Source organism: Pseudomonas sp. KH_017, from assembly GCF_057840285.1.
The window spans coordinates 1,273,195-1,298,155 of the sequence record NZ_CM174509.1 but is presented as its reverse complement, the minus strand read 5'-3'; the positions used below and the strand labels follow the sequence as shown (position 1 = coordinate 1,298,155).

General features: G+C 59.1%; 23 protein-coding genes. 1 reads left to right on the top strand and 22 read right to left on the bottom strand.

Annotated elements, in window-relative coordinates; genetic code table 11:
* Positions 1-455 precede the first annotated feature (455 nt).
* The 8 genes from rpoS to AC3IT6_RS05755 all read right to left on the bottom strand — a co-directional run bounded on the left by rpoS (position 456) and on the right by AC3IT6_RS05755 (position 7,591).
* Positions 456-1,463, bottom strand: coding sequence for an RNA polymerase sigma factor RpoS (gene rpoS / locus AC3IT6_RS05790; protein ID WP_007990225.1), 1,008 nt, complete (start codon positions 1,461-1,463; stop codon positions 456-458).
* Between the two features lie 105 nt (positions 1,464-1,568).
* A complete protein-coding gene (locus AC3IT6_RS05785) occupies positions 1,569-2,426 on the bottom strand; it encodes a peptidoglycan DD-metalloendopeptidase family protein (protein ID WP_150727668.1) in 858 nt (285 codons plus the stop codon).
* Between the two features lie 212 nt (positions 2,427-2,638).
* Positions 2,639-3,274 carry a protein-L-isoaspartate(D-aspartate) O-methyltransferase gene (locus tag AC3IT6_RS05780; RefSeq protein WP_172435346.1) on the bottom strand — a complete coding sequence of 212 codons (636 nt, stop codon included), beginning with the start codon at positions 3,272-3,274 and terminating at the stop codon, positions 2,639-2,641.
* A gap of 41 nt (positions 3,275-3,315) precedes the next feature.
* A complete protein-coding gene (gene surE / locus AC3IT6_RS05775; RefSeq protein WP_150727669.1) occupies positions 3,316-4,065 on the bottom strand; it encodes a 5'/3'-nucleotidase SurE in 750 nt (249 codons plus the stop codon).
* Positions 4,053-5,111: a tRNA pseudouridine(13) synthase TruD gene (truD, locus tag AC3IT6_RS05770; protein ID WP_489354588.1), complete on the bottom strand. Its 1,059-nt coding sequence runs from the start codon at positions 5,109-5,111 to the stop codon at positions 4,053-4,055. Before truD ends, surE begins: the two co-directional genes overlap by 13 nt.
* The gene (gene ispF / locus AC3IT6_RS05765; protein WP_007970721.1) at positions 5,108-5,581 is read right to left on the bottom strand and encodes a 2-C-methyl-D-erythritol 2,4-cyclodiphosphate synthase; all 474 of its coding nucleotides are present in this window, start codon (positions 5,579-5,581) and stop codon (positions 5,108-5,110) included. The genes truD and ispF overlap by 4 nt, the downstream gene beginning before the upstream one ends.
* A 43-nt stretch (positions 5,582-5,624) precedes the next feature.
* A complete protein-coding gene (gene fghA, locus AC3IT6_RS05760) occupies positions 5,625-6,470 on the bottom strand; it encodes an S-formylglutathione hydrolase (RefSeq protein ID WP_489354587.1) in 846 nt (281 codons plus the stop codon).
* An 8-nt stretch (positions 6,471-6,478) separates the two neighbouring features.
* On the bottom strand, positions 6,479-7,591 hold the full coding sequence (locus AC3IT6_RS05755) for an S-(hydroxymethyl)glutathione dehydrogenase/class III alcohol dehydrogenase (protein WP_489354586.1): 1,113 nt from the start codon (positions 7,589-7,591) through the stop codon (positions 6,479-6,481).
* 107 nt (positions 7,592-7,698) lie between these two features.
* Here AC3IT6_RS05755 and AC3IT6_RS05750 point away from each other — a divergent pair, with 107 nt between their 5' ends.
* A complete protein-coding gene (locus AC3IT6_RS05750) occupies positions 7,699-8,595 on the top strand; it encodes a LysR family transcriptional regulator (protein WP_489354585.1) in 897 nt (298 codons plus the stop codon).
* A 156-nt stretch (positions 8,596-8,751) separates the two neighbouring features.
* Here the strand turns inward: AC3IT6_RS05750 and ispD are convergent, their stop codons facing one another.
* The 14 genes from ispD to AC3IT6_RS05680 form a co-directional block, all read right to left on the bottom strand.
* Positions 8,752-9,459: a 2-C-methyl-D-erythritol 4-phosphate cytidylyltransferase gene (ispD, locus tag AC3IT6_RS05745; protein WP_489354584.1), complete on the bottom strand. Its 708-nt coding sequence runs from the start codon at positions 9,457-9,459 to the stop codon at positions 8,752-8,754.
* Positions 9,456-9,734 (bottom strand): cell division protein FtsB, encoded by a 279-nt coding sequence (gene ftsB / locus AC3IT6_RS05740; protein WP_007970710.1) that lies wholly within the window; start codon positions 9,732-9,734, stop codon positions 9,456-9,458. Before ftsB ends, ispD begins: the two co-directional genes overlap by 4 nt.
* Positions 9,735-9,904: 170 nt before the next feature.
* Complete coding sequence (gene eno, locus AC3IT6_RS05735; RefSeq protein WP_056720952.1) at positions 9,905-11,194, bottom strand: phosphopyruvate hydratase; 1,290 nt, start codon at positions 11,192-11,194, stop codon at positions 9,905-9,907.
* A gap of 155 nt (positions 11,195-11,349) precedes the next feature.
* Positions 11,350-12,195 (bottom strand): 3-deoxy-8-phosphooctulonate synthase, encoded by an 846-nt coding sequence (kdsA, locus tag AC3IT6_RS05730; RefSeq protein WP_056720954.1) that lies wholly within the window; start codon positions 12,193-12,195, stop codon positions 11,350-11,352.
* A gap of 5 nt (positions 12,196-12,200) precedes the next feature.
* Positions 12,201-13,832 (bottom strand): CTP synthase, encoded by a 1,632-nt coding sequence (gene pyrG / locus AC3IT6_RS05725; RefSeq protein ID WP_489354583.1) that lies wholly within the window; start codon positions 13,830-13,832, stop codon positions 12,201-12,203.
* Positions 13,833-14,106: 274 nt separating this feature from the next.
* On the bottom strand, positions 14,107-15,435 hold the full coding sequence (gene tilS / locus AC3IT6_RS05720; RefSeq protein WP_489354582.1) for a tRNA lysidine(34) synthetase TilS: 1,329 nt from the start codon (positions 15,433-15,435) through the stop codon (positions 14,107-14,109).
* A gap of 148 nt (positions 15,436-15,583) precedes the next feature.
* Entirely contained in the window at positions 15,584-16,531 is a 948-nt protein-coding gene (locus tag AC3IT6_RS05715; protein ID WP_489354581.1) for an acetyl-CoA carboxylase carboxyltransferase subunit alpha, read from the bottom strand.
* A 139-nt stretch (positions 16,532-16,670) separates the two neighbouring features.
* Complete coding sequence (gene dnaE / locus AC3IT6_RS05710; protein ID WP_223442772.1) at positions 16,671-20,192, bottom strand: DNA polymerase III subunit alpha; 3,522 nt, start codon at positions 20,190-20,192, stop codon at positions 16,671-16,673.
* Positions 20,193-20,269: 77 nt separating this feature from the next.
* Positions 20,270-20,896: a ribonuclease HII gene (gene rnhB / locus AC3IT6_RS05705; RefSeq protein ID WP_150812975.1), complete on the bottom strand. Its 627-nt coding sequence runs from the start codon at positions 20,894-20,896 to the stop codon at positions 20,270-20,272.
* A gap of 11 nt (positions 20,897-20,907) precedes the next feature.
* Positions 20,908-22,038 carry a lipid-A-disaccharide synthase gene (gene lpxB, locus AC3IT6_RS05700; RefSeq protein WP_489354580.1) on the bottom strand — a complete coding sequence of 377 codons (1,131 nt, stop codon included), beginning with the start codon at positions 22,036-22,038 and terminating at the stop codon, positions 20,908-20,910.
* A 2-nt stretch (positions 22,039-22,040) separates the two neighbouring features.
* Complete coding sequence (gene lpxA / locus AC3IT6_RS05695; protein ID WP_046041139.1) at positions 22,041-22,817, bottom strand: acyl-ACP--UDP-N-acetylglucosamine O-acyltransferase; 777 nt, start codon at positions 22,815-22,817, stop codon at positions 22,041-22,043.
* Complete coding sequence (fabZ, locus tag AC3IT6_RS05690) at positions 22,814-23,254, bottom strand: 3-hydroxyacyl-ACP dehydratase FabZ (RefSeq protein WP_007978374.1); 441 nt, start codon at positions 23,252-23,254, stop codon at positions 22,814-22,816. Before fabZ ends, lpxA begins: the two co-directional genes overlap by 4 nt.
* Positions 23,255-23,363: 109 nt before the next feature.
* Positions 23,364-24,419, bottom strand: a complete 1,056-nt coding sequence (gene lpxD, locus AC3IT6_RS05685; RefSeq protein WP_489354579.1) for a UDP-3-O-(3-hydroxymyristoyl)glucosamine N-acyltransferase — start codon at positions 24,417-24,419, stop codon at positions 23,364-23,366.
* Between the two features lie 3 nt (positions 24,420-24,422).
* A complete protein-coding gene (locus AC3IT6_RS05680) occupies positions 24,423-24,926 on the bottom strand; it encodes an OmpH/Skp family outer membrane protein (protein WP_150727682.1) in 504 nt (167 codons plus the stop codon).
* Between the last annotated feature and the right edge of the window lie 35 nt (positions 24,927-24,961).

The window sequence follows — 24,961 nt, the reverse complement described above, 5'->3', positions numbered from 1 at the left end:
AAAAAGGCCTCACAAGGGCCTTTTTTGCTTTTCTGCAGGCAAAAAAAGGGGCGGTTTGACCCGCCCACATTTTTTCCCTATTCCCTGTGTTCCTTTTCATCGTCCTGATGAATCGCGTCCTGCGATATCCATATCCCTCATCCATGAAGGACGTGCCTGTCCATCGACACAACCTGAATACTAGACCTTTCCCCGCTTGGATCAATCGCCCTTTGGCGCGAAATCCAACTGTCACACGTCATTAATAATAAAAAATAGTTATATAAATCAAAAAGATAGATACAGTCAGAGTTCAACATGGACGACTGCCAGAGTGTAAAAATAACGAACACTTACGCAAGAGTAAGCCAAGGCTTACAGCAGGAAACCAGAATCCCGAGGGGATTCGGTCTCTTGGCCAGGCAATAAAAAACCCCGAGCCAGTCGGGGTTTTTCGTGCCATCGCAGTGAGCGCCTTATTGGAACAGCGACTCGCTCGACAGACCATTTTTTTCCAGGATCTCGCGCAGTCGCTTCAAGCCTTCCACCTGAATCTGTCTAACCCGTTCCCGGGTCAGGCCGATTTCCAGGCCTACGTCTTCAAGGGTGCTGCTTTCATGACCGCGCAGGCCGAAGCGGCGTACAACCACTTCGCGTTGCTTGTCGGTCAGTTCCGAGAGCCATTGATCGATGCTCTGGGACAGGTCGTCGTCCTGCAACAGTTCGCATGGATCGGTTGGACGGTCGTCAGTCAGGGTATCGAGCAGGGTTTTATCCGAATCCGGACCCAGCGAGACATCGACCGAAGAAACCCGTTCGTTAAGGCCGAGCATACGCTTGACCTCTCCCACAGGTTTTTCCAGCAGGTTGGCGATTTCTTCGGGTGAGGGTTCATGGTCGAGTTTTTGCGTCAGTTCCCGCGCAGCCCGCAGGTACACATTCAGCTCTTTGACCACGTGGATCGGCAGCCGGATGGTCCGGGTCTGATTCATGATTGCGCGTTCGATGGTCTGGCGAATCCACCAGGTCGCGTAGGTCGAGAAGCGGAAACCGCGTTCCGGATCGAACTTCTCCACCGCCCGGATCAAGCCGAGGTTGCCCTCTTCGATCAGGTCCAGCAGCGACAGCCCACGATTGACGTAACGCCGGGCGATTTTCACCACCAGCCGCAGGTTACTTTCAATCATGCGTTTGCGCCCGGCAGGATCGCCACTTTGCGACAGGCGCGCAAAATGAACTTCTTCTTCGGGGGACAGCAGGGGAGAGAAACCAATTTCATTGAGATACAGCTGCGTGGCATCAAGTGCCCGCGTGTAGTCAATGTACTTGTGTTGTTTCAACGATGCGGAGTGTTTGGATTTGGCACGAACGGAAGGTGGAGCCGCCCCTTCATCATTCGACATCGAATCCGTATCGATGCTGCTCTCCATCAGGAGAACCTCATCGTCGATGTCAAACTCCGGCACTTCTTTACTGAGAGCCATTGTTATAGTCCTTTGGTGAGTTCGACCTCAAGCTCAAGCGGCGCCTTCATCCCTGGCAACGCTGGAGCCTGTCCCCTCTACGCGACGGAACAGGCTGGTAAGCGATCAACGACGTGGCAGGAATTGCAGCGGATCTACAGGTTTACCCTGGCGGCGAATTTCAAAATGCAGTTTCACCCGGTCTGTACCCGTTGACCCCATTTCGGCAATTGTCTGTCCGACCTTGACCTGCTGCCCCTCCCGAACCAACAGCCTGCGGTTATGTCCGTAGGCACTGACGTAAGTTTCGCTGTGTTTGATGATCACTAGTTCGCCGTAGCCCCTTAAGCCACTCCCGGCGTACACCACCGTCCCATCAGACGCAGCTAAAACAGGCTGTCCCAAATCACCGGCGATATCAATTCCTTTATTCAAACTACCGTTTGAAGAGAATTTCCCGATCAGAATGCCATTAGATGGCCATCCCCAGCCCGTCGGGGCTGGCCCGGGAGGGGGCAACGGAGCGGGTGCTGGCTTGTTGGCGACGGACGGTAAAACCGTCGTTGTGCTGGTGGTCGCACCGTTTACCGGACGACGGATGACCGTGGTTTTACTCGACGACGAAGGTGTTGAACTGGACGAACTGACCACCGCTGTCGACGTTGAATCGGTACGACCATCAAAGCGAATCGTCTGACCCGGACGGATGGTGTAAGGCGCAGCAATGTTGTTACGCGCAGCCAGGGCCTTGTAGTCCCAGCCGTAACGGAAGGCGATGGAGAACAGGGTGTCCTTGGGCCGAACGACGTATTGTCCGGTGGTTACGGCTGGACGCTGAGCCGCGGCATTGTTGCGGTCCAGGACACGAACATCGCTGGACTTGTTGCTGGAACAACCGACCAGCAACGTGCTCAAGACAAGGCCAGTCACCAGGCGCTGAAAGCTCGTTTTACTCATACGCTGCGCAATGACTGTGAGACTCACCCGCCGCTCCCTCTGTGGTGGCTGAAAATGTGAAATACCGGAGTCCGGCAATGAACTGTCGCAAGTATAACGAGCCGTGCACGCTTTACCTTTAATGTGGCGAATCGGTGTCGCGCACACGTTTGCTGCCTGACGATGAATCCCGTTCAACCGAACAATGCCGCTGTAAGACAAAGGCAATCGAAGAGAATTCAGCGTGCCGAAACAAATGCTCAGGCCAGTGGCCCATTGAGCAATGGCACGAAGCGCACCGCCCCCAGAACATGCCTGGAAAAACCTTGTTCCTCGCGGATGATCAGCATCAATTGCTGGACTTCGCCGGCCCCGACCGGGATCACCATCCGGCCTCCCGGTGCCAACTGGTCAAGCAGAGCCTGGGGCACATCGGTGGCCACTGCGGTGACGATAATCCCGTTGTACGGCGCCAGTGCCGGCCAGCCTTCCCAGCCGTCGCCCCAGCGGAACACCACGTTGCGCAGGTTCAGTTCGACCAGGCGTTCCTTTGCCCGGTCCTGCAGAACCTTGATGCGCTCGACCGAGAACACACGCTCGACCAGTTGCGACAGCACCGCCGTCTGATAACCCGACCCGGTGCCGATCTCCAGCACCTTGTCGAGGGGACCGGCCTCCAGCAGCAGCTCGCTCATGCGCGCCACCATATAAGGCTGGGAGATGGTCTGGTTATTACCAATCGGCAGCGCCGTGTCTTCATAGGCACGGTGCGCCAGCGCTTCGTCGACGAACAGGTGGCGCGGGGTCCGGCGAATGACCTCCAGCACCCTGGCGTTGGAGATACCTTCCTCGTACAGGCGCTGGATCAGCCGCTCCCGGGTTCGCTGGGAGGTCATGCCGATGCCGCGACGCAGCATATCGTCTTGTTCGCGACCCATCAGCGCAGCCCCTCCAGCCAGCCGTCCAGACTTCTGAAGGCATCATTGAAGGTGCGATCCAGTTGCAGCGGCGTGATCGAAACATAACCCTGCATCACTGCATGGAAATCGGTACCCGGGCCACCGTCTTCGGCATCCCCGGCCGCAGCGATCCAGTAACCGGACTTGCCCCGCGGATCCACCACTTTCATCGGTGCCGCGGCACGGGCGCGATGGCCCAGGCGGGTCAGCTGGATACCGCGGATGCGGTCCAGCGGCAAATTGGGAATGTTCACGTTCAGTACCGTACGCGGTGGCAGATCCAGGTCAGCATGGGCTTCAACCAGTTTGCGCGCGAAATAGGCAGCTGTGGGAAGGTTATCTACCTGGCGTGAGACCAGCGAAAAGGCAAACGAGGGGTGTTTCAGGAAACGCCCCTCAAGGGCCGCCGCCACCGTGCCGGAATACAGGACATCGTCCCCCAGGTTCGCGCCCAGGTTGATCCCGGAAACCACCATGTCCGCTTCGCGCTCCAGCAGGCCGTTGAGGCCCAGGTGCACACAATCGGTGGGCGTGCCGTTGAGGCTGATAAAGCCGTTGGCCAGGGTTTGCGGGTGCAACGGACGGTCGAGCGTCAGCGAACTGCTGGCGCCGCTTTTGTCCTGGTCCGGGGCGATAACCACGCATTCGGTGTAATCCGCCAGCGCAGCATAAAGCGCGGCGAGACCGGGTGCGGTTACCCCATCGTCGTTAGAAATCAGAATACGCATGGGCTGTCCGTCTGCCCCACCGGCACCAGATCAACAAGCTCACGCACCAATACGGTGGCGAAGCATCCGGCCGGCAGGATGAATTCCAGTTGCAGAATGTCAGGCTCGGGATAATGCCACGTCAGCCCGCCAATGGGCAGCCGCAGGATGCGACGTTCGTGGCTCATACCGGCGTTGATCAACCAGTCACGCAAATCCGCTTCGCGTGCGGCGATAGCCTGCTCCAGTTCATGGACAACGCCCGTGGCCGGCGAGTCACCTTCGCCCCACTGCGGACCGGTCGGGTGCAGATCGAGAATCGCCAGGCGCGGGTCGCTGCACTCGGCTTCGCCTGCCGGGAAAAAGCTGCGACTGTCGGTGAAGGCCAGCAGATCGCCCACCTGGGCACGCTGCCAGGTGCCATCGGCGACACGCGCGGCCAGCACCTGATTGAACAGAAAACTGCGCGCCGTGGAGAGCAGACGCGAGCGCACATTGCGCTGCTCCGGCAAGGCCTTGCGCGCGGCCCAGGCGCGAGCATCGACGACGTTGCCGCCGTCATGGCCGAAACGCTGGGCGCCAAAATAATTGGGGATGCCTTGTTTGGCGATCAGTTGCAGACGCTCTTCAAGCGCAGCCTTGTCGCCAGCGAATTGCGTCAGGCGTAACGTAAAACCGTTGGCCGAGTGCGCACCGCGTTGCAGTTTGCGTTTGTGGCGGGCGGTCTTGAGGATCGTCAGCGTATCGTTTTGCGCGGCCGACAGATCAGGGTCGGCCTTGCCCGGCAATTGCACGCTGAACCACTGGCGAGTCAACGCCTGACGGTCCTTGAGCCCGGCATAACTGACGGTGCGCAAAGGCACGCCGGCAGCCTTGGCAATCCGCCGCGCCGCTTCTTCTGTGTTCAAACCACGCTTTTCCACCCAGATCCACAGGTGTTCGCCTTCGCCACTGAGGGGAATGTCGAGGACTTCGTCGACCTGGAAATCTTCCGCAATGGCTTTCAGTACCGCGGTGCCGAGGGGTTCACCATAGGCCCGCGGGCCGAGCAGTTGCAGTTCGTTCATGCGCGCAGCAACAAGGCAACGGAGTGCACGGCAATGCCTTCTTCGCGACCGACAAAGCCGAGCTTTTCGGTGGTGGTAGCTTTCACGTTCACTTGATCCAACTCTACTTGAAGATCCGCGGCAATCAGCGCGCGCATCGATTCGATATGCGGGGCCATTTTCGGCGCCTGGGCGACGATGGTGTTATCGACGTTGCCGACTTTCCAGCCTTTGGCATGGACCAGTGCGACGACGTGACGCAACAGCGCACGGCTGTCAGCGCCCTTGAATTGCGGGTCGGTATCCGGGAAGTGCTTGCCGATGTCGCCCAGCGCCGCGGCGCCGAGCAAGGCATCGCTCAAGGCGTGCAAGAGGACGTCACCGTCAGAGTGAGCGAGCAGCCCGAAGCTGTGTGCAATGCGCACGCCGCCCAGAGTGATGAAATCGCCTTCAGCGAAACGGTGCACATCATAGCCGTGGCCAATACGCATAAAAAAACGCCCCGATTTTTGTCAGGGCGTGATTCTACCTGCATTAGGCACCTAGAGCATGCGCGTGATGCCGCAAGTGGTCGTCTATGAAACTGGCAATGAAGAAATAGCTGTGGTCATAGCCCGGTTGCAGGCGCAACGTCAGCGGGTGACCCGCCAGTTTGGCCGCCTGCTGCAGGGCTTCCGGCTTGAGCTGGCTGGCGAGGAAATCGTCGCGATCACCCTGGTCGACCAACAGCGGCAACTTTTCATCGGCCTCGGCAATCAACGCGCAGGCATCCCACTCGCGCCATTTCGAACGGTCCTCTCCCAGATAACGGGAGAAGGCTTTCTGCCCCCACGGGCAATCCATCGGGTTGTTGATTGGCGAGAACGCCGACACCGACAGATAGCGCCCCGGATTGCGCAATGCGCAGACCAGCGCACCATGGCCGCCCATGGAATGGCCACTGATGCCGCGCTTGTCCGACGCCGGAAAATGGGCTTCGACCAAGGTCGGCAATTCCTGCACGACATAGTCATGCATCCGATAGTGGCGCGACCAAGGCTCCTGGGTGGCATTCAGGTAAAACCCGGCGCCGAGACCGAAGTCCCAGGTGCCATCCGGATCGCCCGGCACATCAGGACCGCGAGGGCTGGTGTCCGGTGCGACGATGATCAGTCCCAACTCGGCGGCCATGCGCATGGCGCCAGCCTTTTGCATGAAGTTCTCGTCGGTGCAGGTCAGGCCGGACAACCAGTACAACACCGGCAGCTTGCCGCCCTGCTCCGCTTGAGGAGGCAGGTACACGGCGAACACCATGTCACAGCCGAGCACTTCCGAGCGATGGCGATAGCGTTTGTGCCAGCCGCCGAAGCTTTTCTGGCAGGAGATGTTTTCCAGGCTCATGGCGGACCTCAGAAATGGATGACGGAGCGGATGCTTTTTCCTTCATGCATCAGGTCAAACGCCTTGTTGATATCTTCCAGGCCCATGGTGTGGGTGATGAAGGTATCCAGCGGAATCTCACCGGTCTCGGCCATTTCCACATAGCTTGGCAACTCGGTACGGCCGCGCACGCCGCCGAACGCCGAACCCCGCCAGACGCGGCCGGTGACCAGCTGGAACGGACGGGTCGAGATTTCCTGACCGGCACCGGCAACGCCGATGATGACCGATTCGCCCCAGCCCTTGTGGCAGCACTCCAGTGCCGCACGCATCAGTTGCACGTTGCCGATGCACTCGAAGGAAAAATCCACGCCGCCGTCGGTCATGTCGACGATGACTTCCTGGATCGGGCGATCGAAGTCTTTCGGGTTCACGCAATCGGTTGCACCCAGCTGTTTAGCGATCTCGAATTTCGCCGGGTTGATGTCGATGGCGATGATGCGGGCAGCCTTGGCTTTGACAGCACCGATGACAGCCGACAGACCGATGCCGCCGAGGCCGAAAATGGCCACGGTATCACCCGGTTTCACTTTGGCCGTGTTGAGTACCGCGCCGATGCCGGTGGTGACACCGCAGCCCAGCAGGCAGACTTTTTCCAGTGGCGCTTCCTTGGCGATTTTCGCAACGGAAATCTCCGGAAGCACGGTGTACTCGGAGAACGTGGAAGTGCCCATGTAGTGGAAAATCGGCTGGCCCTTGTAGGAAAAACGCGAGGTGCCGTCCGGCATCAGGCCTTTGCCCTGGGTCGCGCGAATTGCCTGGCAGAGGTTGGTTTTACCCGACAGGCAGAATTTGCATTGACGGCATTCCGGAGTGTACAGCGGGATCACATGGTCGCCGATCGCAACGGAAGTCACGCCCTCGCCAATCGCTTCCACGATCGCACCCCCTTCATGGCCGAGGATCGACGGGAAGATGCCTTCCGGATCAGCACCGGACAAGGTGTAGGCATCGGTATGGCAGACACCAGAGGCCACCACGCGCAGCAAGACTTCGCCGGCCTTGGGCATGGCGACATCGACTTCAACGATTTCGAGGGGCTTCTTGGCCTCGAAGGCAACGGCGGCGCGCGACTTGATCATGGTGACTCTCCGGTGAATTTAAACGAGACAGTGAGTGTAATACATGGCTCAACGATGAATAATCGATGCAAATGCAAAATATTATTGCCGCACAGGGATAATCATTGATGTCCGAAAATCGCTGGGAAGGGATCGACGAGTTTGTCGCCGTTGCCGAATGCAGCCAGTTCACCGCTGCTGCGCAACGCCTGGGGGTTTCTTCCTCCCATATCAGTCGACAAATCGTACGCCTCGAAGAACGCCTGCAAACTCGCCTGCTCTACCGCAGTACCCGCCGGGTCACGCTGACCGAGGCCGGGCAAACCTTCCTGCAACATTGCCAGCGTTTGCAGGATGGCCGCGAAGAGGCATTGCGAGCGGTCGGCGACCTGACCAGCGAACCCAAGGGCATGCTGCGCATGACCTGCGCCGTGGCTTACGGCGAGCGCTTCATCGTGCCGCTGGTGACCCGCTTCATGGGGCTGTATCCGCAACTGCGCATCGACATCGAACTGAGCAATCGCCAGCTTGACCTGGTGCACGAAGGCCTGGATCTGGCGATTCGCCTCGGGCGCTTGCAGGATTCACGGCTGGTCGCCACCCGCCTCGCGCCGCGACGCATGTTTCTCTGTGCATCGCCCTCCTACCTTGAACGCTACGGTCGCCCGCACAGCCTGTCGGAGCTGAGCCGCCACAACTGCCTGATCGGCAGCTCGGACCTCTGGCAACTGGAGCAGAACGGGAGGGAATTTTCGCAACGAGTGCAAGGAAACTGGCGCTGCAACAGTGGGCAAGCGGTGCTGGATGCTGCGCTACAAGGCGTAGGGTTATGTCAGTTACCGGACTATTACGTGCTGGAGCATTTGAATAGCGGCGCGTTGATTTCGCTGCTGGAGGCACATCAACCGCCGAACACGGCGGTTTGGGCGTTGTATCCGCAGCAACGGCATTTGTCGCCGAAGGTGCGCAAGCTGGTGGATTTTTTGAAGGTGGGATTGGCCGAGCGGCCGGAGTATCGAAGCTAGCTGGCGCGTCAGCAAGATCTCAGCGCCCGGACTACCGCTATCGCGAGCAAGCTCGCTCCCACAGTGGACGAGGTCGAACACAAATCTTGTAAACGCCAGCAAACCCTGTGGGAGCGAGCTTGCTCGCGATTGGGGGCAGCACAAAACCAATGTCAATCAGTGGCGATTGGCCCAACGCTGCCTCAACCATTCAAGGTCTTCAGGACGCGTAACCTTGAGGTTATCGGATCGCCCTTCGATCAGGCGTGGTGCCGAACCGGCCCACTCCATCGCCGAGGCTTCGTCGGTAATAACGGCATCGGCCACCAGACTGTCCGCCAAAGCCCGATGCAACGCCCCAAGGCGAAACATCTGCGGCGTGTAGGCCTGCCAGATCACGCTGCGGTCCACGGTTTCGACCACACGACCGTGCTTGTCGACTCGCTTGAGCGTATCCCGCGCCGGAACCGCCAGCAGCCCGCCCACGGGATCGTCAGCCAGTTCAGCCAGCAGCTTGTCCAGATCGTCACGACTGAGGTTCGGCCGTGCGGCATCGTGAACCAGTACCCAATCCTCATCATCGGCGCCCTGCGCATGCAAGTACAGCAAGGCATTGAGCACCGACCCGGATCGTTCGGCGCCGCCCTCGACCCGGGCAATACGCGGATCACTGGCACACGCCAGGTTCGGCCAATAAGGATCATCAACAGCAACACTGACCACCAGACCTTTCAGGCATGGATGATCAAGGAAACAGCCAAGGCTGTGTTCGAGAATAGTGCGCCCGCCCAGTTGCAAGTATTGCTTGGGACGGTCCGCGGCCATACGGGCACCGACGCCCGCGGCAGGGATCACGGCCCAGAAGGCCGGTAACGAATTAATCATTGGGCCAACTGGTAAAGGGTTTCACCGTCCTTGACCATGCCCAACTCATGGCGAGCCCGTTCTTCAACGGTCTCCATGCCTTTTTTCAACTCACTGACTTCGGCGTCCATCACCCGATTACGTTCCAGCAATGCCTGGTTCTCAGCCTGCTGATCCGCAATCTGCTGAGTCAACTCGGCCACTTGCGCCAGACTGCCGTTTCCCACCCACAGGCGGTACTGCAGGCCAGCCAGCAACAAAAGCAGGATGAGGAACAACCAATTGGGACTGCGCATCGAATATCGGGTATCCAGTGAAAAAAGACAGCCATGCCAAAACGTGAAGCTTCTGATAGCACGAAGCCTGGAAGAACCAGGCTTGTGCATATAAGGCATCAGATTAGTGGCAAAAACGTCGCTGTAGCGATTTTTCGACACAATCCGGTGTCTTTTTTACGAGTTACCGCTTAACCGCGGAACTCGCTGCGACCGTTGTACTTGGCTTTGCCGTTCAACTGCTCTTCGATACGCAGCAGTTGGTTGTACTTGGAAACGCGGTCGGAACGGCACAGGGAGCCGGTCTTGATCTGGCCAGCCGAGGTGCCCACGGCCAGGTCGGCAATGGTCGAATCTTCGGTTTCGCCGGAGCGGTGCGAGATCACGGCAGTGTAACCGGCAGCCTTGGCCATCTGGATGGCCTCCAGGGTTTCGGTCAAGGTGCCGATCTGGTTGAACTTGATCAGGATCGAGTTGGCGATCTTTTTATCGATGCCTTCTTTCAGGATCTTGGTGTTGGTCACGAACAGGTCGTCGCCTACCAACTGGGTCTTCTCGCCGATCTTGTCGGTGAGGATCTTCCAGCCAGCCCAGTCGGACTCGTCCAGGCCATCTTCGATGGAGATGATCGGGTAACGCTCGGTCAGGCCTTTCAGGTAATCAGCGAAACCTTCAGCGGTGAACACCTGGCCTTCGCCGGACAGGTTGTACTTGCCGTCTTCGTAGAATTCGCTGGCCGCGCAGTCCAGGGCCAGGGTCACGTCGGTGCCCAGCTTGTAGCCGGCGTTGGCCACGGCTTCGGAGATCACTTTCAGTGCGTCTTCGTTGGAAGCCAGGTTCGGCGCGAAACCACCTTCGTCACCGACGGCAGTGCTCAGGCCACGGGCCTTCAGCACGGCTTTGAGATGGTGGAAAATCTCGGTGCCCATGCGCAGGCCTTCCGAGAAAGACTTGGCGCCAACCGGCTGAACCATGAATTCCTGGATGTCGACGTTGTTATCGGCGTGCTCGCCGCCGTTGATGATGTTCATCATCGGAACCGGCATCGAGTAGACACCCGGAGTGCCGTTCAGGTTGGCGATGTGAGCGTACAGCGGCAGGTCCTGGTCCTGTGCTGCTGCCTTGGCCGCGGCCAGGGAAACGGCGAGGATCGCGTTGGCGCCCAGGGAACCTTTGTTCTCGGTACCGTCGAGCTTGATCATTGCCAGATCGAGCGCTTTCTGGTCGCTTGGGTCCATGCCTTTCAACAGGTCGCGGATCGGACCGTTGATGTTGGCTACGGCCTTCAGGACGCCCTTGCCCAGGTAACGGCTCTTGTCGCCATCACGCAGCTCGAGCGCTTCACGCGAGCCAGTGGAAGCACCGGACGGCGCGCAGGCACTGCCGATGATGCCGTTGTCGAGAAGCACGTCCGCTTCCACGGTGGGATTGCCACGGGAGTCGAGAACTTCACGACCTTTGATGTCGACGATTTTAGCCATTGTTGTAAACACTCCAAAGTTGACGAAAACGACGCAGCTGTAGGAAATCTTTGATCGTCGGCAAGTGGGTGCAGCGGGCAGTCTTGCAGACGACAAGGCTCAGGCCCGAGGGCCTGAGCGTTAAATCGTGCGGTACTTTACCGGAGAATTGAGGATTACGCGGTTTCTACCGTCGGAAAACTCTTCACCAGTTCGTCCAAAGCCTTGAGCTGGGCCAGGAATGGCTCCAGTTTGTCCAGGCGCAAGGCGCAAGGACCGTCGCATTTGGCGTTGTCCGGATCCGGGTGAGCTTCGAGGAACAAGCCAGCCAGGGACTGGCTCATGCCGGCTTTTGCCAGATCGAGGACCTGGGCGCGACGACCGCCGGCGGAATCGGAGCGACCACCAGGCATTTGCAGCGCGTGGGTCACGTCGAAGAACACCGGGTATTCGAACTGCTTCATGATGCCGAAGCCGAGCATGTCGACGACCAGGTTGTTGTAGCCAAAGCTCGAACCACGCTCGCAGAGGATCAACTGATCGTTACCCGCTTCCACGCACTTGTTCAGGATGTGCTTCATTTCCTGAGGGGCGAGGAACTGGGCTTTCTTGATGTTGATCACAGCGCCCGTTTTGGCCATCGCGACCACGAGGTCGGTCTGGCGCGACAGGAAGGCCGGCAACTGGATGATGTCGCAGACTTCAGCGACGACTGCAGCCTGATCAGGCTCGTGGACGTCGGTGATGATCGGCACGCCGAAGGCTTGCTTGATGTCCTGGAAGATGCGCATGCCCTCTTCCAGGCCAGGACCACGATAGGAGGTCACAGAAGACCGATTGGCCTTGTCGAAACTGGCCTTGAACACGTAAGGGATACCGAGCTTTTCGGTGACCTTCACATACTCTTCGCAAACCTGCATGGCCATGTCACGGCTTTCCAGCACGTTCATGCCGCCGAACAGCACCATGGGTTTGTCGTTGGCAATCTCGATGTCGCCGACGCGGATGATCTTCTGTGCCATCGGGGTTACGCCTTCTTCTGGTGTTGAACCAACGCTGCCTTGACGAAACCGCTGAACAGCGGATGACCGTCACGCGGCGTCGAGGTGAACTCAGGGTGGAACTGGCAAGCGACGAACCATGGGTGATCCGGAGCTTCAACCACTTCAACCAGTGCGCCATCACCGGAACGACCGGAGATTTTCAAACCGGCTTCCATGATTTTCGGCAGCAGGTTGTTGTTCACTTCGTAGCGATGACGATGACGCTCGACAATCACGTCCTTGCCGTAGCAACCGTGGACCAGGGAACCCGGCTCCAGCAGGCAATCCTGCGCGCCCAGGCGCATGGTGCCGCCCAGATCGGAGGTTTCGGTACGGGTTTCGACAGCGCCGGTGGCATCTTCCCACTCGGTGATCAGGCCCACGACCGGGTGACCGCTTGCACGATCGAACTCGGTGGAGTTGGCGTCTTTCCAGCCCATCACGTTACGTGCGAACTCGATAACGGCCACTTGCATGCCCAGGCAGATACCCAGGTACGGAACCTTGTTTTCGCGAGCGTATTGAACGGCAGTGATCTTGCCTTCAACGCCACGCAGACCGAAGCCGCCTGGTACCAGGATGGCGTCGACGCCTTCGAGCAGCGCGGTGCCCTGGTTCTCGATGTCTTCGGAATCGATGTAGCGCAGGTTGACCTTGGTACGGTTGCTGATGCCGGCGTGACTCATCGCTTCGATCAGCGACTTGTAGGCGTCCAGCAGCTCCATGTACTTGCCGACCATGGCGATGGTGACTTCGTGCTCAGGGTTGAGCTTGGCGTCGACCACGGCTTCCCACTCGGACAGATCGGCACCGCCGCATTGCAGGCCGAAACGCTCGACGACGAAATCGTCCAGGCCCTGGGAGTGCAGGATGCCCGGGATCTTGTAGATGGTATCGGCGTCTTCCAGCGCGATCACCGCACGTTCTTCAACGTTGGTGAACTGCGCGATCTTGCGACGCGACGACACATCGATCGGGTGGTCGGAGCGGCAGACCAGCACGTCTGGTTGCAGGCCGATGGAACGCAGTTCCTTCACCGAGTGCTGGGTTGGCTTGGTCTTGGTTTCGCCGGCAGTGGCGATGTACGGCACCAGTGTCAGGTGCATCAGCATCGCGCGTTTGGCGCCGACTTCGAAACGCAGTTGGCGGATCGCCTCGAGGAACGGTTGCGACTCGATGTCACCCACGGTGCCACCGATCTCGACCATTGCCACGTCAGCGTCACCAGCACCCTTGATGATGCGGCGCTTGATTTCGTCGGTAATGTGCGGGATCACCTGGATGGTTGCACCCAGGTAGTCACCACGGCGTTCTTTGCGCAGGACGTGTTCGTAGACACGGCCAGTGGTGAAGTTGTTGTTCTGGGTCATGGTCGTGCGGATGAACCGCTCGTAGTGGCCCAGGTCCAGGTCGGTCTCGGCGCCGTCATGAGTGACGAACACTTCACCGTGCTGGAACGGGCTCATGGTGCCCGGGTCGACGTTGATGTACGGGTCCAGCTTCAGCATGGTGACCTTAAGTCCCCGCGCCTCCAGGATGGCCGCCAATGATGCCGATGCAATGCCTTTCCCCAATGAAGAAACAACACCGCCCGTGACGAATATGTAGCGCGTCATGAAAAACCCTAGAAGTCTGCGTTAAAGCGGTCCGAGCCGCCGGGGAAAGCGAAGGAAGGCCGAAGCCCCCGATCACCTGCATTAATCACAGTGCACCTTTCGAAAAAACCGCCGCGTTGGGACAGACCGGAAAATGAAACACCGGTTCGTTGCTCGCTACACATTTTTTGGAATCGCCCAGCAAAGACTGCTTGGTAATCGGCAACTCCTGCAATTCAGGCGAATCCACAGAAGTTGTATCAAGAAGGGAGCGTAGTCTACCGGAAAGCCCCTTTCAGCTCAAACCTTGATCTTCGTTCAGTGGCTGCCAATGCAAATGCCAGTCGCCGAGCGCACCACCATCGAGTCCCTTGAGGTTCGCTACCGCCAGCAGTTGCCCGTCTTTGTAGAGCAGCGGCAATCTGCCGCGCACGAAGGACGGTACAGCGCTTTCATTGAGCAAACGTTTCAGGTCCCGATGACCGCGGCCTGGCAATGCCATGACCTCTCCCCCTTCACGATAGCGGATATGCAGCGGGCCATCGGGGATTTGCCCGGTGACACTCAGTACACCGTTATCCGGCAATATCAGAGGCGATGCTGGACTTTGCCACGCCCCAGCAGAAGGCACAGTGCGCAGCCAGCAACCGGACAGCCACCAAATGCGTCCGCCTGCACGGTGCAGTTCGCCATCCGCCAGCCGCCACACCGGGCAGGCATCGCCGGTGGCGTCGCGCAGATTTTCCCAACCCGACCAATGGTCGGTATCCGGCAGGCGGGTCAGCGGTTCGAGCCAGTGACTCAAGGCATTGCGCTGCCGGGCATCAGACAATTGCGCAAGCGGCGCCAGTTCAAGGGATCGCAAGCCCAGCCAGGCAAACTCACTGGCAGAGCTGGCCTCACGCAAATCCATGTCCGCCAGTTCTTCGAGCAGCCCCTGCGCTTCAGTCAAATGCGCCGCGCTGCGGGCCATGGTTGCCACCGCTTGCGGCCAGCGCTGGATCAGCACGGGCATGACTTGATGCCGCAGGTAATTGCGCGAGTACTGCCGATCCTGGTTCGAGGGATCTTCGATCCAGCTCAAGCCATGCGCACTGGCATAAGCCTCCAGTTCAGCGCGCGTGACATCAAGCAATGGCCGCAGCAAATGCCCCTTGCCCAACGGGCGCTGACGCGGCATTGCGGACAATCCGCGCACGCCCGCTCCGCGCAACAAGCGAAACAACAGGGTTTCCGCCTGATCGTCGCGGTGCTGGGCAGTCAGCAGCACTTCGTTGGCCTGAACGGTTTCAGTGAAGGCGTGATACCGCGCATCCCGGGCTGCACGTTCAAGGCTGGCACCCGGTTGCACCTGCACGCGAACCACTTGCAGCGGCACGCCCAGCGCAGCGCACACAGTACGACAATGTTCCGGCCACGCATCGGCCACGGTTTGAAGGCCGTGATGGACATGGATGGCGCTGAGCGCCGGCAGGGATTCGGTTTTTGCCAGGTGTGCAAGAAGGTGCAGCAGGACGGTGGAGTCGAGGCCGCCGGAGAAGGCGATGCGCCAGGTCGCAGCATTGCGCCATGGTTTCAGATTCAGCAAAAGCCTGGAAGGCAAATCAATCTTTGGCTGACTCATATTGAACACTTCACCCAAATCAATGTGGGAGCGGGCTTGCCCGCGAAGGCGGCGGAACAGCCAACAAATTCGTTGAATGTTACATCGCTTTCGCGGGCAAGCCCGCTCCCACAGGGGTTTCTATTGTCAGCCGGGAAACAGCGTCAGATCAGAGACCGTAGCTCATCAGACGCTCATAACGACGGGTCAGCAGCGCGTCGTTATCGAACTTCTTCAGCATCGCCAGTTGCGAGCTGAGCTCAGCACGAATCGATGCGGCAGCAGCCGCCGGGTCACGGTGCGCGCCGCCCAATGGCTCGCCAATCACCTTGTCCACGATGCCCAGGCCCTTGAGGCGCTCGGCGGTAATGCCCATTGCTTCCGCGGCATCCGGTGCTTTCTCGGCGGTTTTCCACAGAATCGAAGCGCAACCTTCCGGCGAGATCACCGCGTAGGTCGAGTATTGCAGCATGTTCAACTGATCGCAGACACCGATCGCCAGTGCACCACCGGAACCACCCTCACCGATCACGGTGGCGATGATTGGGGTTTTCAGGCGGGCCATGACACGCAGGTTCCAGGCAATCGCTTCACTCTGGTTACGCTCTTCAGCGTCGATGCCAGGGTAAGCGCCCGGGGTGTCGATGAAGGTCAGGATCGGCATTTTGAAACGTTCGGCCATTTCCATCAGGCGGCAAGCCTTGCGGTAGCCTTCCGGACGCGGCATGCCGAAGTTGCGGCGAACCTTCTCGCGCACTTCACGGCCTTTCTGGTGACCGATGATCATCACCGGCTTGTCGTCCAGACGGGCAATACCGCCAACGATGGCAGCGTCGTCCGAGAAGTGACGGTCACCGTGCAGTTCGTCGAACTCGGTGAAGATGTGTTCGATGTAGTCCAGGGTATACGGACGTTTCGGGTGACGCGCCAGACGTGCGATCTGCCAGCTGGTCAGCTTGCCGAAGATGTCTTCGGTCAGCGTTTTGCTCTTGTCCTGCAGGCGGGAGATCTCATCGCCGATATTCAGCGAATTGTCATTACCGACCAAGCGCAACTCTTCGATCTTGGCTTGCAGGTCGGCGATCGGCTGTTCGAAATCTAGAAAATTCGGGTTCATAGGCGTCCGTCTTGGGTCGAGTCCCAAGGGTTCTTGGGCCGGCCGGTTGTCTATTCGCGCCCTACCTTAAGGGACGGGCGCGTTGAGGTCGAGATTAAAAATTCAGGTCAAGGTCAGGGCAATCTGATAGCACTGACCGTCAACGGTATTGGAGGAAGACGTTGTCTCGCCCGAACTGGTCACGCAGGGCTTGAATCAACGCATCCGCCGGATCGATTCGCCAGCCTTCGCCGAACTGCAACAAGGCCTTCGCATCGGGACTGGTGTAGTCCATGGTGATCGGGCACGCACCGCGGTGACGCTTCAACAGTTCACCCAGCCAGCGTAGCTGATCGCCCTTGAGGTCCTTGGCATGCAACTTCAAGCGCAGGCTCTCGGCCAGATTGGTGCGCGCATCCTCCATGCTCATCACCCGCTTGACCCGCAACTTCAGGCCACCGGAGAAGTCGTCATTGCTGACCTCGCCTTCGACCACCACCATCGCGTCGGTCTGCAACAGCGACTGCGCGGAATGGAACGCCTCGGAAAACAGCGAGGCCTCGATCCGTCCGGAGCGGTCGTCGAGGGTGATGAACCCCATCTTGTCGCCCTTTTTGTTCTTCATCACCCGCAAGGCAATGATCATCCCGGCAACAGTCTGGGTATCACGCGCCGGCTTCAGGTCGATGATGCGCTGGCGGGCGAAGCGACGGATTTCACCTTCATATTCGTCAATCGGGTGACCGGTCAGGTACAGGCCGAGGGTATCTTTCTCCCCTTTCAGGCGCTCCTTGAGGGTCAGCTCCTTGGCCTTGCGGTGATTGGCGTAGACGTCGGCGTCCTCTTCGACAAACAGACCGCCAAACAGGTCGGAGTGACCGCTGTCCTGGGTGCGCGCGGTCTGTTCGGCCGCCTTGATCGCTTCTTCCATGGCCGTCAGCAGCACCGCGCGATTGCGGTCGATGTTGGCCTGGTAGGCTTTCTGCTCATCGTGGAAATACGGCCCGAGGCGATCCAGGGCACCGCTGCGGATCAAACCGTCGAGGGTGCGCTTGTTGATACGCTTGAGGTCGACCCGTGCGCAGAAATCGAACAGATCCTTGAACGGACCGGCCAGACGCGCTTCGGTGATCGCCTCGACCGGGCCTTCGCCCACGCCCTTGATCGCACCAAGACCGTAAATGATCCGGCCTTCGTCGTTCACCGTGAACTTGAATTCGGAGGTGTTCACGTCCGGCGCGTCGAGACGCAGCTTCATGGTCCGCACTTCTTCGATCAAGGTCACGACCTTGTCGGTGTTGTGCATATCCGCCGAGAGTACCGCGGCCATGAACGGCGCCGGGTAGTGCGCCTTCAGCCACGCGGTCTGGTACGACACCAGGCCATAGGCGGCGGAGTGGGATTTGTTGAAGCCGTAACCGGCGAACTTTTCTACCAGGTCGAAGATGTTACCGGCGAGGTCCGCATCGATGTTGTTGGTGGCGCAACCTTCAATGAAGCCACCACGCTGTTTGGCCATTTCCTCGGGTTTTTTCTTACCCATGGCTCGACGCAGCATGTCCGCACCACCGAGGGTGTAACCGGCCATGACCTGGGCAATCTGCATCACCTGTTCCTGATACAGGATGATGCCGTAAGTCGGTGCCAGTACAGGTTTGAGGCCTTCGTACTGGTAGTCCGAGTGCGGATACGCCAGCTCGGCGCGGCCGTGCTTACGGTTGATGAAGTCGTCCACCATGCCCGATTGCAGCGGCCCCGGACGGAACAGCGCCACCAGTGCGATCAAGTCTTCCAGGCAGTCGGGCTTGAGCTTTTTGATCAGCTCCTTCATGCCCCGGGATTCGAGCTGGAACACGGCCGTGGTTTCGGCTTTTTGCAGCAAGGTGTAGGTCGGTTTGTCATCCAGCGGGATGAACGCGATATCCAGCGGCGGTTCGTTGACCTTGGCGCGCTCGCGGTTGATGGTTTTCAGCGCCCAGTCAATGATCGTCAGGGTCCGCAGACCGAGGAAGTCGAACTTCACCAGGCCGGCCGCCTCGACATCATCCTTATCGAACTGGGTTACCAGGCCGTCGCCGGCTTCGTCGCAATAGATCGGCGAGAAGTCGGTCAGCTTGGTCGGTGCGATCACCACACCACCGGCGTGCTTGCCGACGTTACGCACAACGCCTTCGAGCTTGCGGGCCATCTCCCAGATTTCCGCGGCCTCTTCATCGACCTTGATGAAGTCACGCAGGATCTCTTCCTGCTCGTAGGCCTTTTCCAGGGTCATGCCGACTTCGAACGGAATCATCTTCGACAGACGATCCGCCAGGCCATAGGACTTGCCCTGCACCCGCGCCACGTCGCGGACCACAGCCTTCGCCGCCATGGAACCGAAGGTGATGATCTGGCTTACCGCGTTGCGGCCATACTTCTCGGCTACGTAGTCGATTACCCGGTCACGACCGTCCATGCAGAAGTCGACGTCGAAGTCGGGCATCGATACCCGTTCCGGGTTAAGGAATCGTTCGAACAGCAGGTCATATTCCAGCGGATCGAGGTCGGTGATCTTCTGTACGTAGGCCACCAGCGATCCGGCACCCGATCCACGGCCTGGGCCCACGGGTACACCGTTACTCTTGGCCCACTGGATAAAGTCCATCACGATCAGGAAGTAGCCGGGGAACCCCATCTGGATGATGATATCCAGCTCGAAATTCAGCCGGTCGACATAGACCTGACGCTTGGCCTCGTAGTCTTCGGTGGTGTCTTTGGGCAGCAGTACACTAAGGCGCTCTTCCAGGCCGTCGAAGGACACCTTGCGGAAGTACTCGTCGATGGTCATGCCATCGGGGATCGGGAAGTTGGGCAGGAAGTGCGTGCCCAGCTTCACTTCGATGTTGCAGCGCTTGGCGATCTCGACGGTGTTTTCCAGAGCCTCGGGAATGTCGCTGAACAGCTCGGCCATTTCCTCGGCGCTTTTGAGGTACTGCTGATCGCTGTAATTCTTCGAACGCCGCGGATCGTCAAGGGCGCGGCCCTCACCGATGCAAACGCGGGTTTCGTGGGCGGCGAAGTCTTCCTGCTTGATGAAGCGCACATCGTTGGTCGCGACCAGCGGCGCACCGAGCTTCTCGGCCAGGGCCACGGCGCCGTGCAGTTGTTCTTCATCGTTGGGGCGGTTGGTGCGCTGGATTTCCAGATAGAAACGATCCGGAAACACTTCCATCCATTCGCGGGCCAGGGTTTCGGCCTCGGCGGGGTTGCCGCTGAGCATGGCCTGGCCGATCTCGCCTTCTTTGGCCGCCGACAGCATGATCAAGCCCGAGTTGGCTTCAGCAACCCATTCGCGTTCGATGATGATCGCGCCATTGCGCTGACCATCGATAAAACCGCGGGAAATCAGTTCGGTAAGGTTGCGATAGCCTTCGGCGTTCATCACCAGCAGGCTGATCCGGCTCAGCGGGTTGTCCGGATCCTTGTTCGACAGCCACAGGTCGGCGCCGCAGATCGGCTTGATCCCGGCACCCATGGCGTTTTTATAGAATTTGACCAGGGAACACATGTTGTTCTGGTCGGTGACCGCTACGGCAGGCATGTTCATGCCGACCAGGGTCTTGACCAGCGGTTTGATCCGCACCAGACCGTCGACCAGGGAGTATTCAGTGTGCAGGCGTAGGTGAACGAATGAAGCCGGCATAGTGATCCTGTCTATAAACATGAAGACAACAAGGCCCGGATTGTACCGGGCCTTGGTAAAAAAAATCAGCCTTGCGACTAACTCTCTACGGCGCTCTCTAGCGCCTCATACGCCAACCGCACCGGGGCAAACGAACGCCGATGAATCGGGGTCGGCCCAAGCCGTGCCAGCGCTTCCAGATGAACGGGGGTCGGATAGCCTTTATGCCCGCCAATGCCGTAACCCGGGTAGATCAATTCGAATGCGGCCATTTCCCGATCACGACTGACCTTGGCCAGAATCGATGCGGCGGCGATGGCTGGAACCTTGCTATCGCCCTTGACCACGGCCTCGGAGCGCATCGGCAGTTTCGGGCAACGGTTGCCGTCGATCATCGCCAGCTTCGGCTGAACGTGCAGCCCGGCGACCGCACGCTGCATGGCCAGCATGGTGGCGTGCAGGATATTCAGTTCGTCGATTTCTTCGACTTCGGCGCGAGCGATGCACCAGCTCAGGGCTTTTTCGCAGATTTCGTCGTAGAGCTTTTCGCGACGGGCTTCGGTGAGTTTCTTCGAGTCGTTCAGGCCGAGGATCGGGCGGTTCGGATCAAGGATCACTGCCGCCGTCACCACCGCGCCACAGAGCGGGCCGCGACCGACTTCATCGACACCGGCAACCAACTCTTCGATTTCAGCGACCAAGGTGAAATCCAGCCCCATCTGCATATTCGTTTTACTCATTTTACTTGGCCGATCAGGTTCAGCACTGCGTCAGCAGCCTGGTTGGAGGCATCCAGACGCAGGGTCCGGTGAATCTCGTCAAAACCGCGGGTCTGCTCTTCCCCACCCTCGATCAGCGGCGACAAGGTCTGGGCCAGCGCTTCGACCGTGGCATCGTCCTGCAACAACTCGGGCACCAACAGACGCTGGGCCAACAGGTTCGGCAACGAAATGTAGGGGCTTTTCACCATGCGCTTGAGAATCCAGAACGTCAGCGGCGCCAGGCGATAGGCGACCACCATCGGCCGCTTGTACAGCAGCGCTTCAAGCGTTGCGGTGCCGGAGGCAATCAACACCGCATCGCACGCGGCCAAGGCCAGATGGGATTTGCCATCGAGCAAGGTCAGTGGCAAATCGCGACCGGCCAGCAATGCTTCGATCTGGGTCCGGCGTTGAGGACTGGCGCAAGGCATGACAAATCGCACACCCGGACGCATTGCCCGCAGGCGCTGCGCTGTATCGAGAAACAAAGCACCGAGCCGGCCAACTTCACCGCCACGGCTGCCGGGCATCAATGCCACCAGCGGCCCGTCGGGCAAACCGAGTTCGGCCCGCGCAGCAGCGCGATCGGCTTCGAGTGGAATGGCATCGGCCAGGGTATGGCCGACGAACCGCACCGGCACGCCTTTCTCTTCGTAGAATCGGGCTTCGAACGGGAACAGCGTGAGCATCAGGTCGCAGCCTTCGCGAATCTTCAGCACGCGTTTCTGCCGCCAGGCCCAGACCGACGGGCTGACGTAATGCACGGTCTTGATCCCGGCCTGGCGCAGCTTGAGTTCAATATTGAGGTTGAAGTCCGGCGCGTCGATACCGATGAACACATCGGGTTTCGCCTCGATCAAATCAGCGACCAGCTTCTTGCGCCTAGCCAGCAGCTCACGCAGCCGGCCCAGCACTTCCACCAGGCCCATGACGGACAGACGCTCCATCGGGAAATACGAGGTCAGGCCTTCAGCCTGCATCAACGGACCACCGACACCGATGAACTCGACAGCAGGATGACGAACCTTGAGCGCGCGCATGAGACCCGCACCCAGAATGTCACCGGAAGCCTCACCCGCTACCAGCGCAATACGCAGATTAGCCATGATTAGCGGGTGATGCCGCGGGTCGAAGACTGGATGGAGTCGCGGAACACCGCTACTTCCGGGAACTGCGCAGAAGGCTCGGCCAGTTCGACGAGCGCCTGTTCCACGGTCAGGCCCTGGCGGTACACCACCTTGTAGGCACGACGTAGCGCGTGGATCGCATCTTCGCTGAAACCCCGACGGCGCATGCCCTCGAAGTTCATGCTACGGGCTTCGGCAGGGTTACCGAACACCGTGACATACGCAGGAACATCCTTGCCGATCGCCGTACCCATGCCTGAGAAGCTGTGGGCGCCAATGTGGCAATACTGGTGAACCAGGGTAAAACCGGAGAGGATTGCCCAGTCTTCCACATGCACATGGCCTGCCAGAGCGGTGTTGTTCACCAGGATGCAGTGGTTGCCGATAACGCTGTCGTGGCCGATGTGGGCATACGCCATGATCAGGTTGTGATCACCCAGGGTCGTTTCCGAACGGTCCTGGATGGTGCCACGGTGAATCGTCACGCCTTCACGGATAACGTTGTGATCACCAATCACCAGGCGGGTTTCCTCGCCCTTGTACTTCAGGTCAGGCGTATCTTCACCCACCGAGGAAAACTGGTAGATGCGATTGTGTTTACCGATTCGGGTCGGGCCCTTGAGAATCACGTGCGGCCCGATGACTGTCCCCTCGCCGATTTCCACACCTGCGCCGACGATCGACCATGGGCCGACCTCGACGCCGTCAGCCAGAACGGCTGTCGGATCGATGATTGCGCGAGGGTCAATCAAACTCATAGTTTGCGTTCCGCACAGATGATTTCAGCCGAGCAGACCGGCTTGCCATCGACCGAAGCCTGGCATTCGAATTTCCAGATCTGACGCTTGCAGCTGATGAACTTGGCTTCAAGGATCAGCTGATCACCCGGCAATACCGGCTGGCGGAAGCGCAGCTTGTCGGAACCGACGAAGTAATAGAGCGTGCCGTCGGCCGGTTTCACGTCGAGCATTTTGAAACCAAGGATCCCGGCAGCCTGAGCCATTGCCTCAATGATCAATACGCCCGGCATGATTGGATGCGCAGGGAAGTGACCATTGAAGAACGGTTCGTTGATGCTGACATTCTTGTAGGCACGAATGCGCTTGCCTTCAACATCCAGCTCCACTACCCGGTCCACCAGCAGGAACGGGTAACGGTGAGGCAGGTATTCGCGAATCTCGTTGATGTCCATCATTTCGGGGGGAAGCCTATGTAAAGATTGGGGGCGCGCGACTGGCGCACGCTCCGCTAGCAAATCAAGGACGCAAGTCTAGCGGCTGTGCACACTTGATATGGAAATGGTATCAGCCATCTGATGAAGCATTACCGTCAGGGGTCACTTCCCCTGCCTGCTTTTCCAGCTGGCGCAAACGTCGCGCGATGTCATCGAGCTGACGAATACGTGCCGCGCTTTTGCGCCACTCGGCTGCCGGCTGCATGGCCGTACCGGAAGAATAGGCGCCTGGCTCGGTAATCGAGTGAGTCACCATGGTCATCCCGGTAATGAAAACGTTGTCACAAATGTCGATGTGTCCCACCAGCCCTACACCACCGGCGAGCATGCAATGCTTACCGATTTTGGTACTGCCGGAGATCCCGACGCACGCCGCCATGGCAGTGTGATCGCCCACCTGAACGTTGTGGGCAATCTGAATCTGGTTATCGAGCTTCACGCCGTTACCGATGACGGTATCGGCCAAGGCGCCGCGATCTATAGCCGTGTTCACGCCGATTTCAACATCATCGCCGATCAGCACACCACCGATCTGGGCGATTTTCTGCCAGATGCCTTTTTCATTGGCAAAGCCGAAGCCTTCGCCGCCAAGCACTGCACCCGACTGAATGACGACCCGCTTGCCGACGCGAACGTCGTGATACAAGGTTACACGCGGCGCGAGCCAGCCACCCTCACCCACCACGCTGCGAGCGCCAATGAAGCAATGCGCGCCGACAGTCGTACCGGCTGCAACTTGCGCACCGCTTTCGATCACCACGAAAGCGCCGATACTCGCCGCTGGATCGACAACCGCATCCGCCGCGATCACCGCCGTCGGATGAATCCCGGCTGCCGCCTTGGGCTTGGGATCGAACAGGTGAGAAACACGCGCGTAGGCTGCGTATGGATCCGGCACCACCAGCACATCCCCGCAATGACCTTCGGCGTCAGCGGCCTTGAGCAACAGGGCTGCAGCCTGACTGCCTGCCAGGTACTTGCGGTATTGGGGGTTTGCGAGAAAGCTCAACTGAGCTGGGCCAGCCTCCTGCAAGGTGGCTAGCCCAGTAATTACTTTCTCGGGGTCGCCACGTAGCGTGGCGCCGAGGAACTCGGCCAGCTGGCCGAGCTTAATGGTCACGGTCATGGGTTACTTCAGCTGATTCATGCGCTCGATAACCTGGCGAGTGATGTCGTACTGAGGCTTGACATCAATCACTGCGCCACGCTCGAAGACCAGGTCAAAAGCACCTTTCTTGATGACTTCTTCCACAGCGCTGTCCAGTTTCGGCTTGAGCTGCTTCAGCATTTCACGGTCGGCAACGGCTTTGGCTTCGTTCAGCTCCTTGGACTGGAACTGGAAGTCACGGGCCTTTTGCTTGAATTCAAGCTCCAGACGCTCGCGCTCGCCCTGCTGCATTTTGTCGCCACCGGCCATCAGGCGATCCTGAATGCCCTTGGCGCTGGTTTCCAGCGACTTGAGCTTGGTCAGCTGAGGACCGAACTTCTTCTCGGCATCCACGGCGTATTTCTTGGCCGCGTCGGACTCCAGCAGAGCCATCTGATAGTTCAGAACAGCAATTTTCATGTCGGCGAACGCCGGACCTGCTACCAGTACGGTCGCCAGGAGAACCAATTGAGTCAACTTACGCACGATGCACTCCTACAAAATCCATTGTCGTTATTTTG

Excerpts from the sequence above, each read along its gene's own strand:
- kdsA (WP_056720954.1), bottom strand. The coding sequence starts at position 12,195 with ATGGCACAGAAGATCATCCGCGTCGGCGACATCGAGATTGCCAACGAC.
- pyrG (WP_489354583.1), bottom strand. The coding sequence starts at position 13,832 with ATGACGCGCTACATATTCGTCACGGGCGGTGTTGTTTCTTCATTGGGG.
- dnaE (WP_223442772.1), bottom strand. The coding sequence starts at position 20,192 with ATGCCGGCTTCATTCGTTCACCTACGCCTGCACACTGAATACTCCCTG.
- AC3IT6_RS05750 (WP_489354585.1), top strand. The coding sequence starts at position 7,699 with ATGTCCGAAAATCGCTGGGAAGGGATCGACGAGTTTGTCGCCGTTGCC.
- ispF (WP_007970721.1), bottom strand. The coding sequence starts at position 5,581 with ATGCGTATTGGCCACGGCTATGATGTGCACCGTTTCGCTGAAGGCGAT.
- lpxD (WP_489354579.1), bottom strand. The coding sequence starts at position 24,419 with ATGACCGTGACCATTAAGCTCGGCCAGCTGGCCGAGTTCCTCGGCGCC.
- tilS (WP_489354582.1), bottom strand. The coding sequence starts at position 15,435 with ATGAGTCAGCCAAAGATTGATTTGCCTTCCAGGCTTTTGCTGAATCTG.
- AC3IT6_RS05715 (WP_489354581.1), bottom strand. The coding sequence starts at position 16,531 with ATGAACCCGAATTTTCTAGATTTCGAACAGCCGATCGCCGACCTGCAA.
- AC3IT6_RS05755 (WP_489354586.1), bottom strand. The coding sequence starts at position 7,591 with ATGATCAAGTCGCGCGCCGCCGTTGCCTTCGAGGCCAAGAAGCCCCTC.
- fabZ (WP_007978374.1), bottom strand. The coding sequence starts at position 23,254 with ATGATGGACATCAACGAGATTCGCGAATACCTGCCTCACCGTTACCCG.
- rnhB (WP_150812975.1), bottom strand. The coding sequence starts at position 20,896 with ATGCAGATGGGGCTGGATTTCACCTTGGTCGCTGAAATCGAAGAGTTG.
- lpxA (WP_046041139.1), bottom strand. The coding sequence starts at position 22,817 with ATGAGTTTGATTGACCCTCGCGCAATCATCGATCCGACAGCCGTTCTG.
- eno (WP_056720952.1), bottom strand. The coding sequence starts at position 11,194 with ATGGCTAAAATCGTCGACATCAAAGGTCGTGAAGTTCTCGACTCCCGT.
- surE (WP_150727669.1), bottom strand. The coding sequence starts at position 4,065 with ATGCGTATTCTGATTTCTAACGACGATGGGGTAACCGCACCCGGTCTC.
- rpoS (WP_007990225.1), bottom strand. The coding sequence starts at position 1,463 with ATGGCTCTCAGTAAAGAAGTGCCGGAGTTTGACATCGACGATGAGGTT.
- lpxB (WP_489354580.1), bottom strand. The coding sequence starts at position 22,038 with ATGGCTAATCTGCGTATTGCGCTGGTAGCGGGTGAGGCTTCCGGTGAC.
- AC3IT6_RS05780 (WP_172435346.1), bottom strand. The coding sequence starts at position 3,274 with ATGACCTCCCAGCGAACCCGGGAGCGGCTGATCCAGCGCCTGTACGAG.
- fghA (WP_489354587.1), bottom strand. The coding sequence starts at position 6,470 with ATGAGCCTGGAAAACATCTCCTGCCAGAAAAGCTTCGGCGGCTGGCAC.
- ispD (WP_489354584.1), bottom strand. The coding sequence starts at position 9,459 with ATGATTAATTCGTTACCGGCCTTCTGGGCCGTGATCCCTGCCGCGGGC.
- truD (WP_489354588.1), bottom strand. The coding sequence starts at position 5,111 with ATGAACGAACTGCAACTGCTCGGCCCGCGGGCCTATGGTGAACCCCTC.
- ftsB (WP_007970710.1), bottom strand. The coding sequence starts at position 9,734 with ATGCGCAGTCCCAATTGGTTGTTCCTCATCCTGCTTTTGTTGCTGGCT.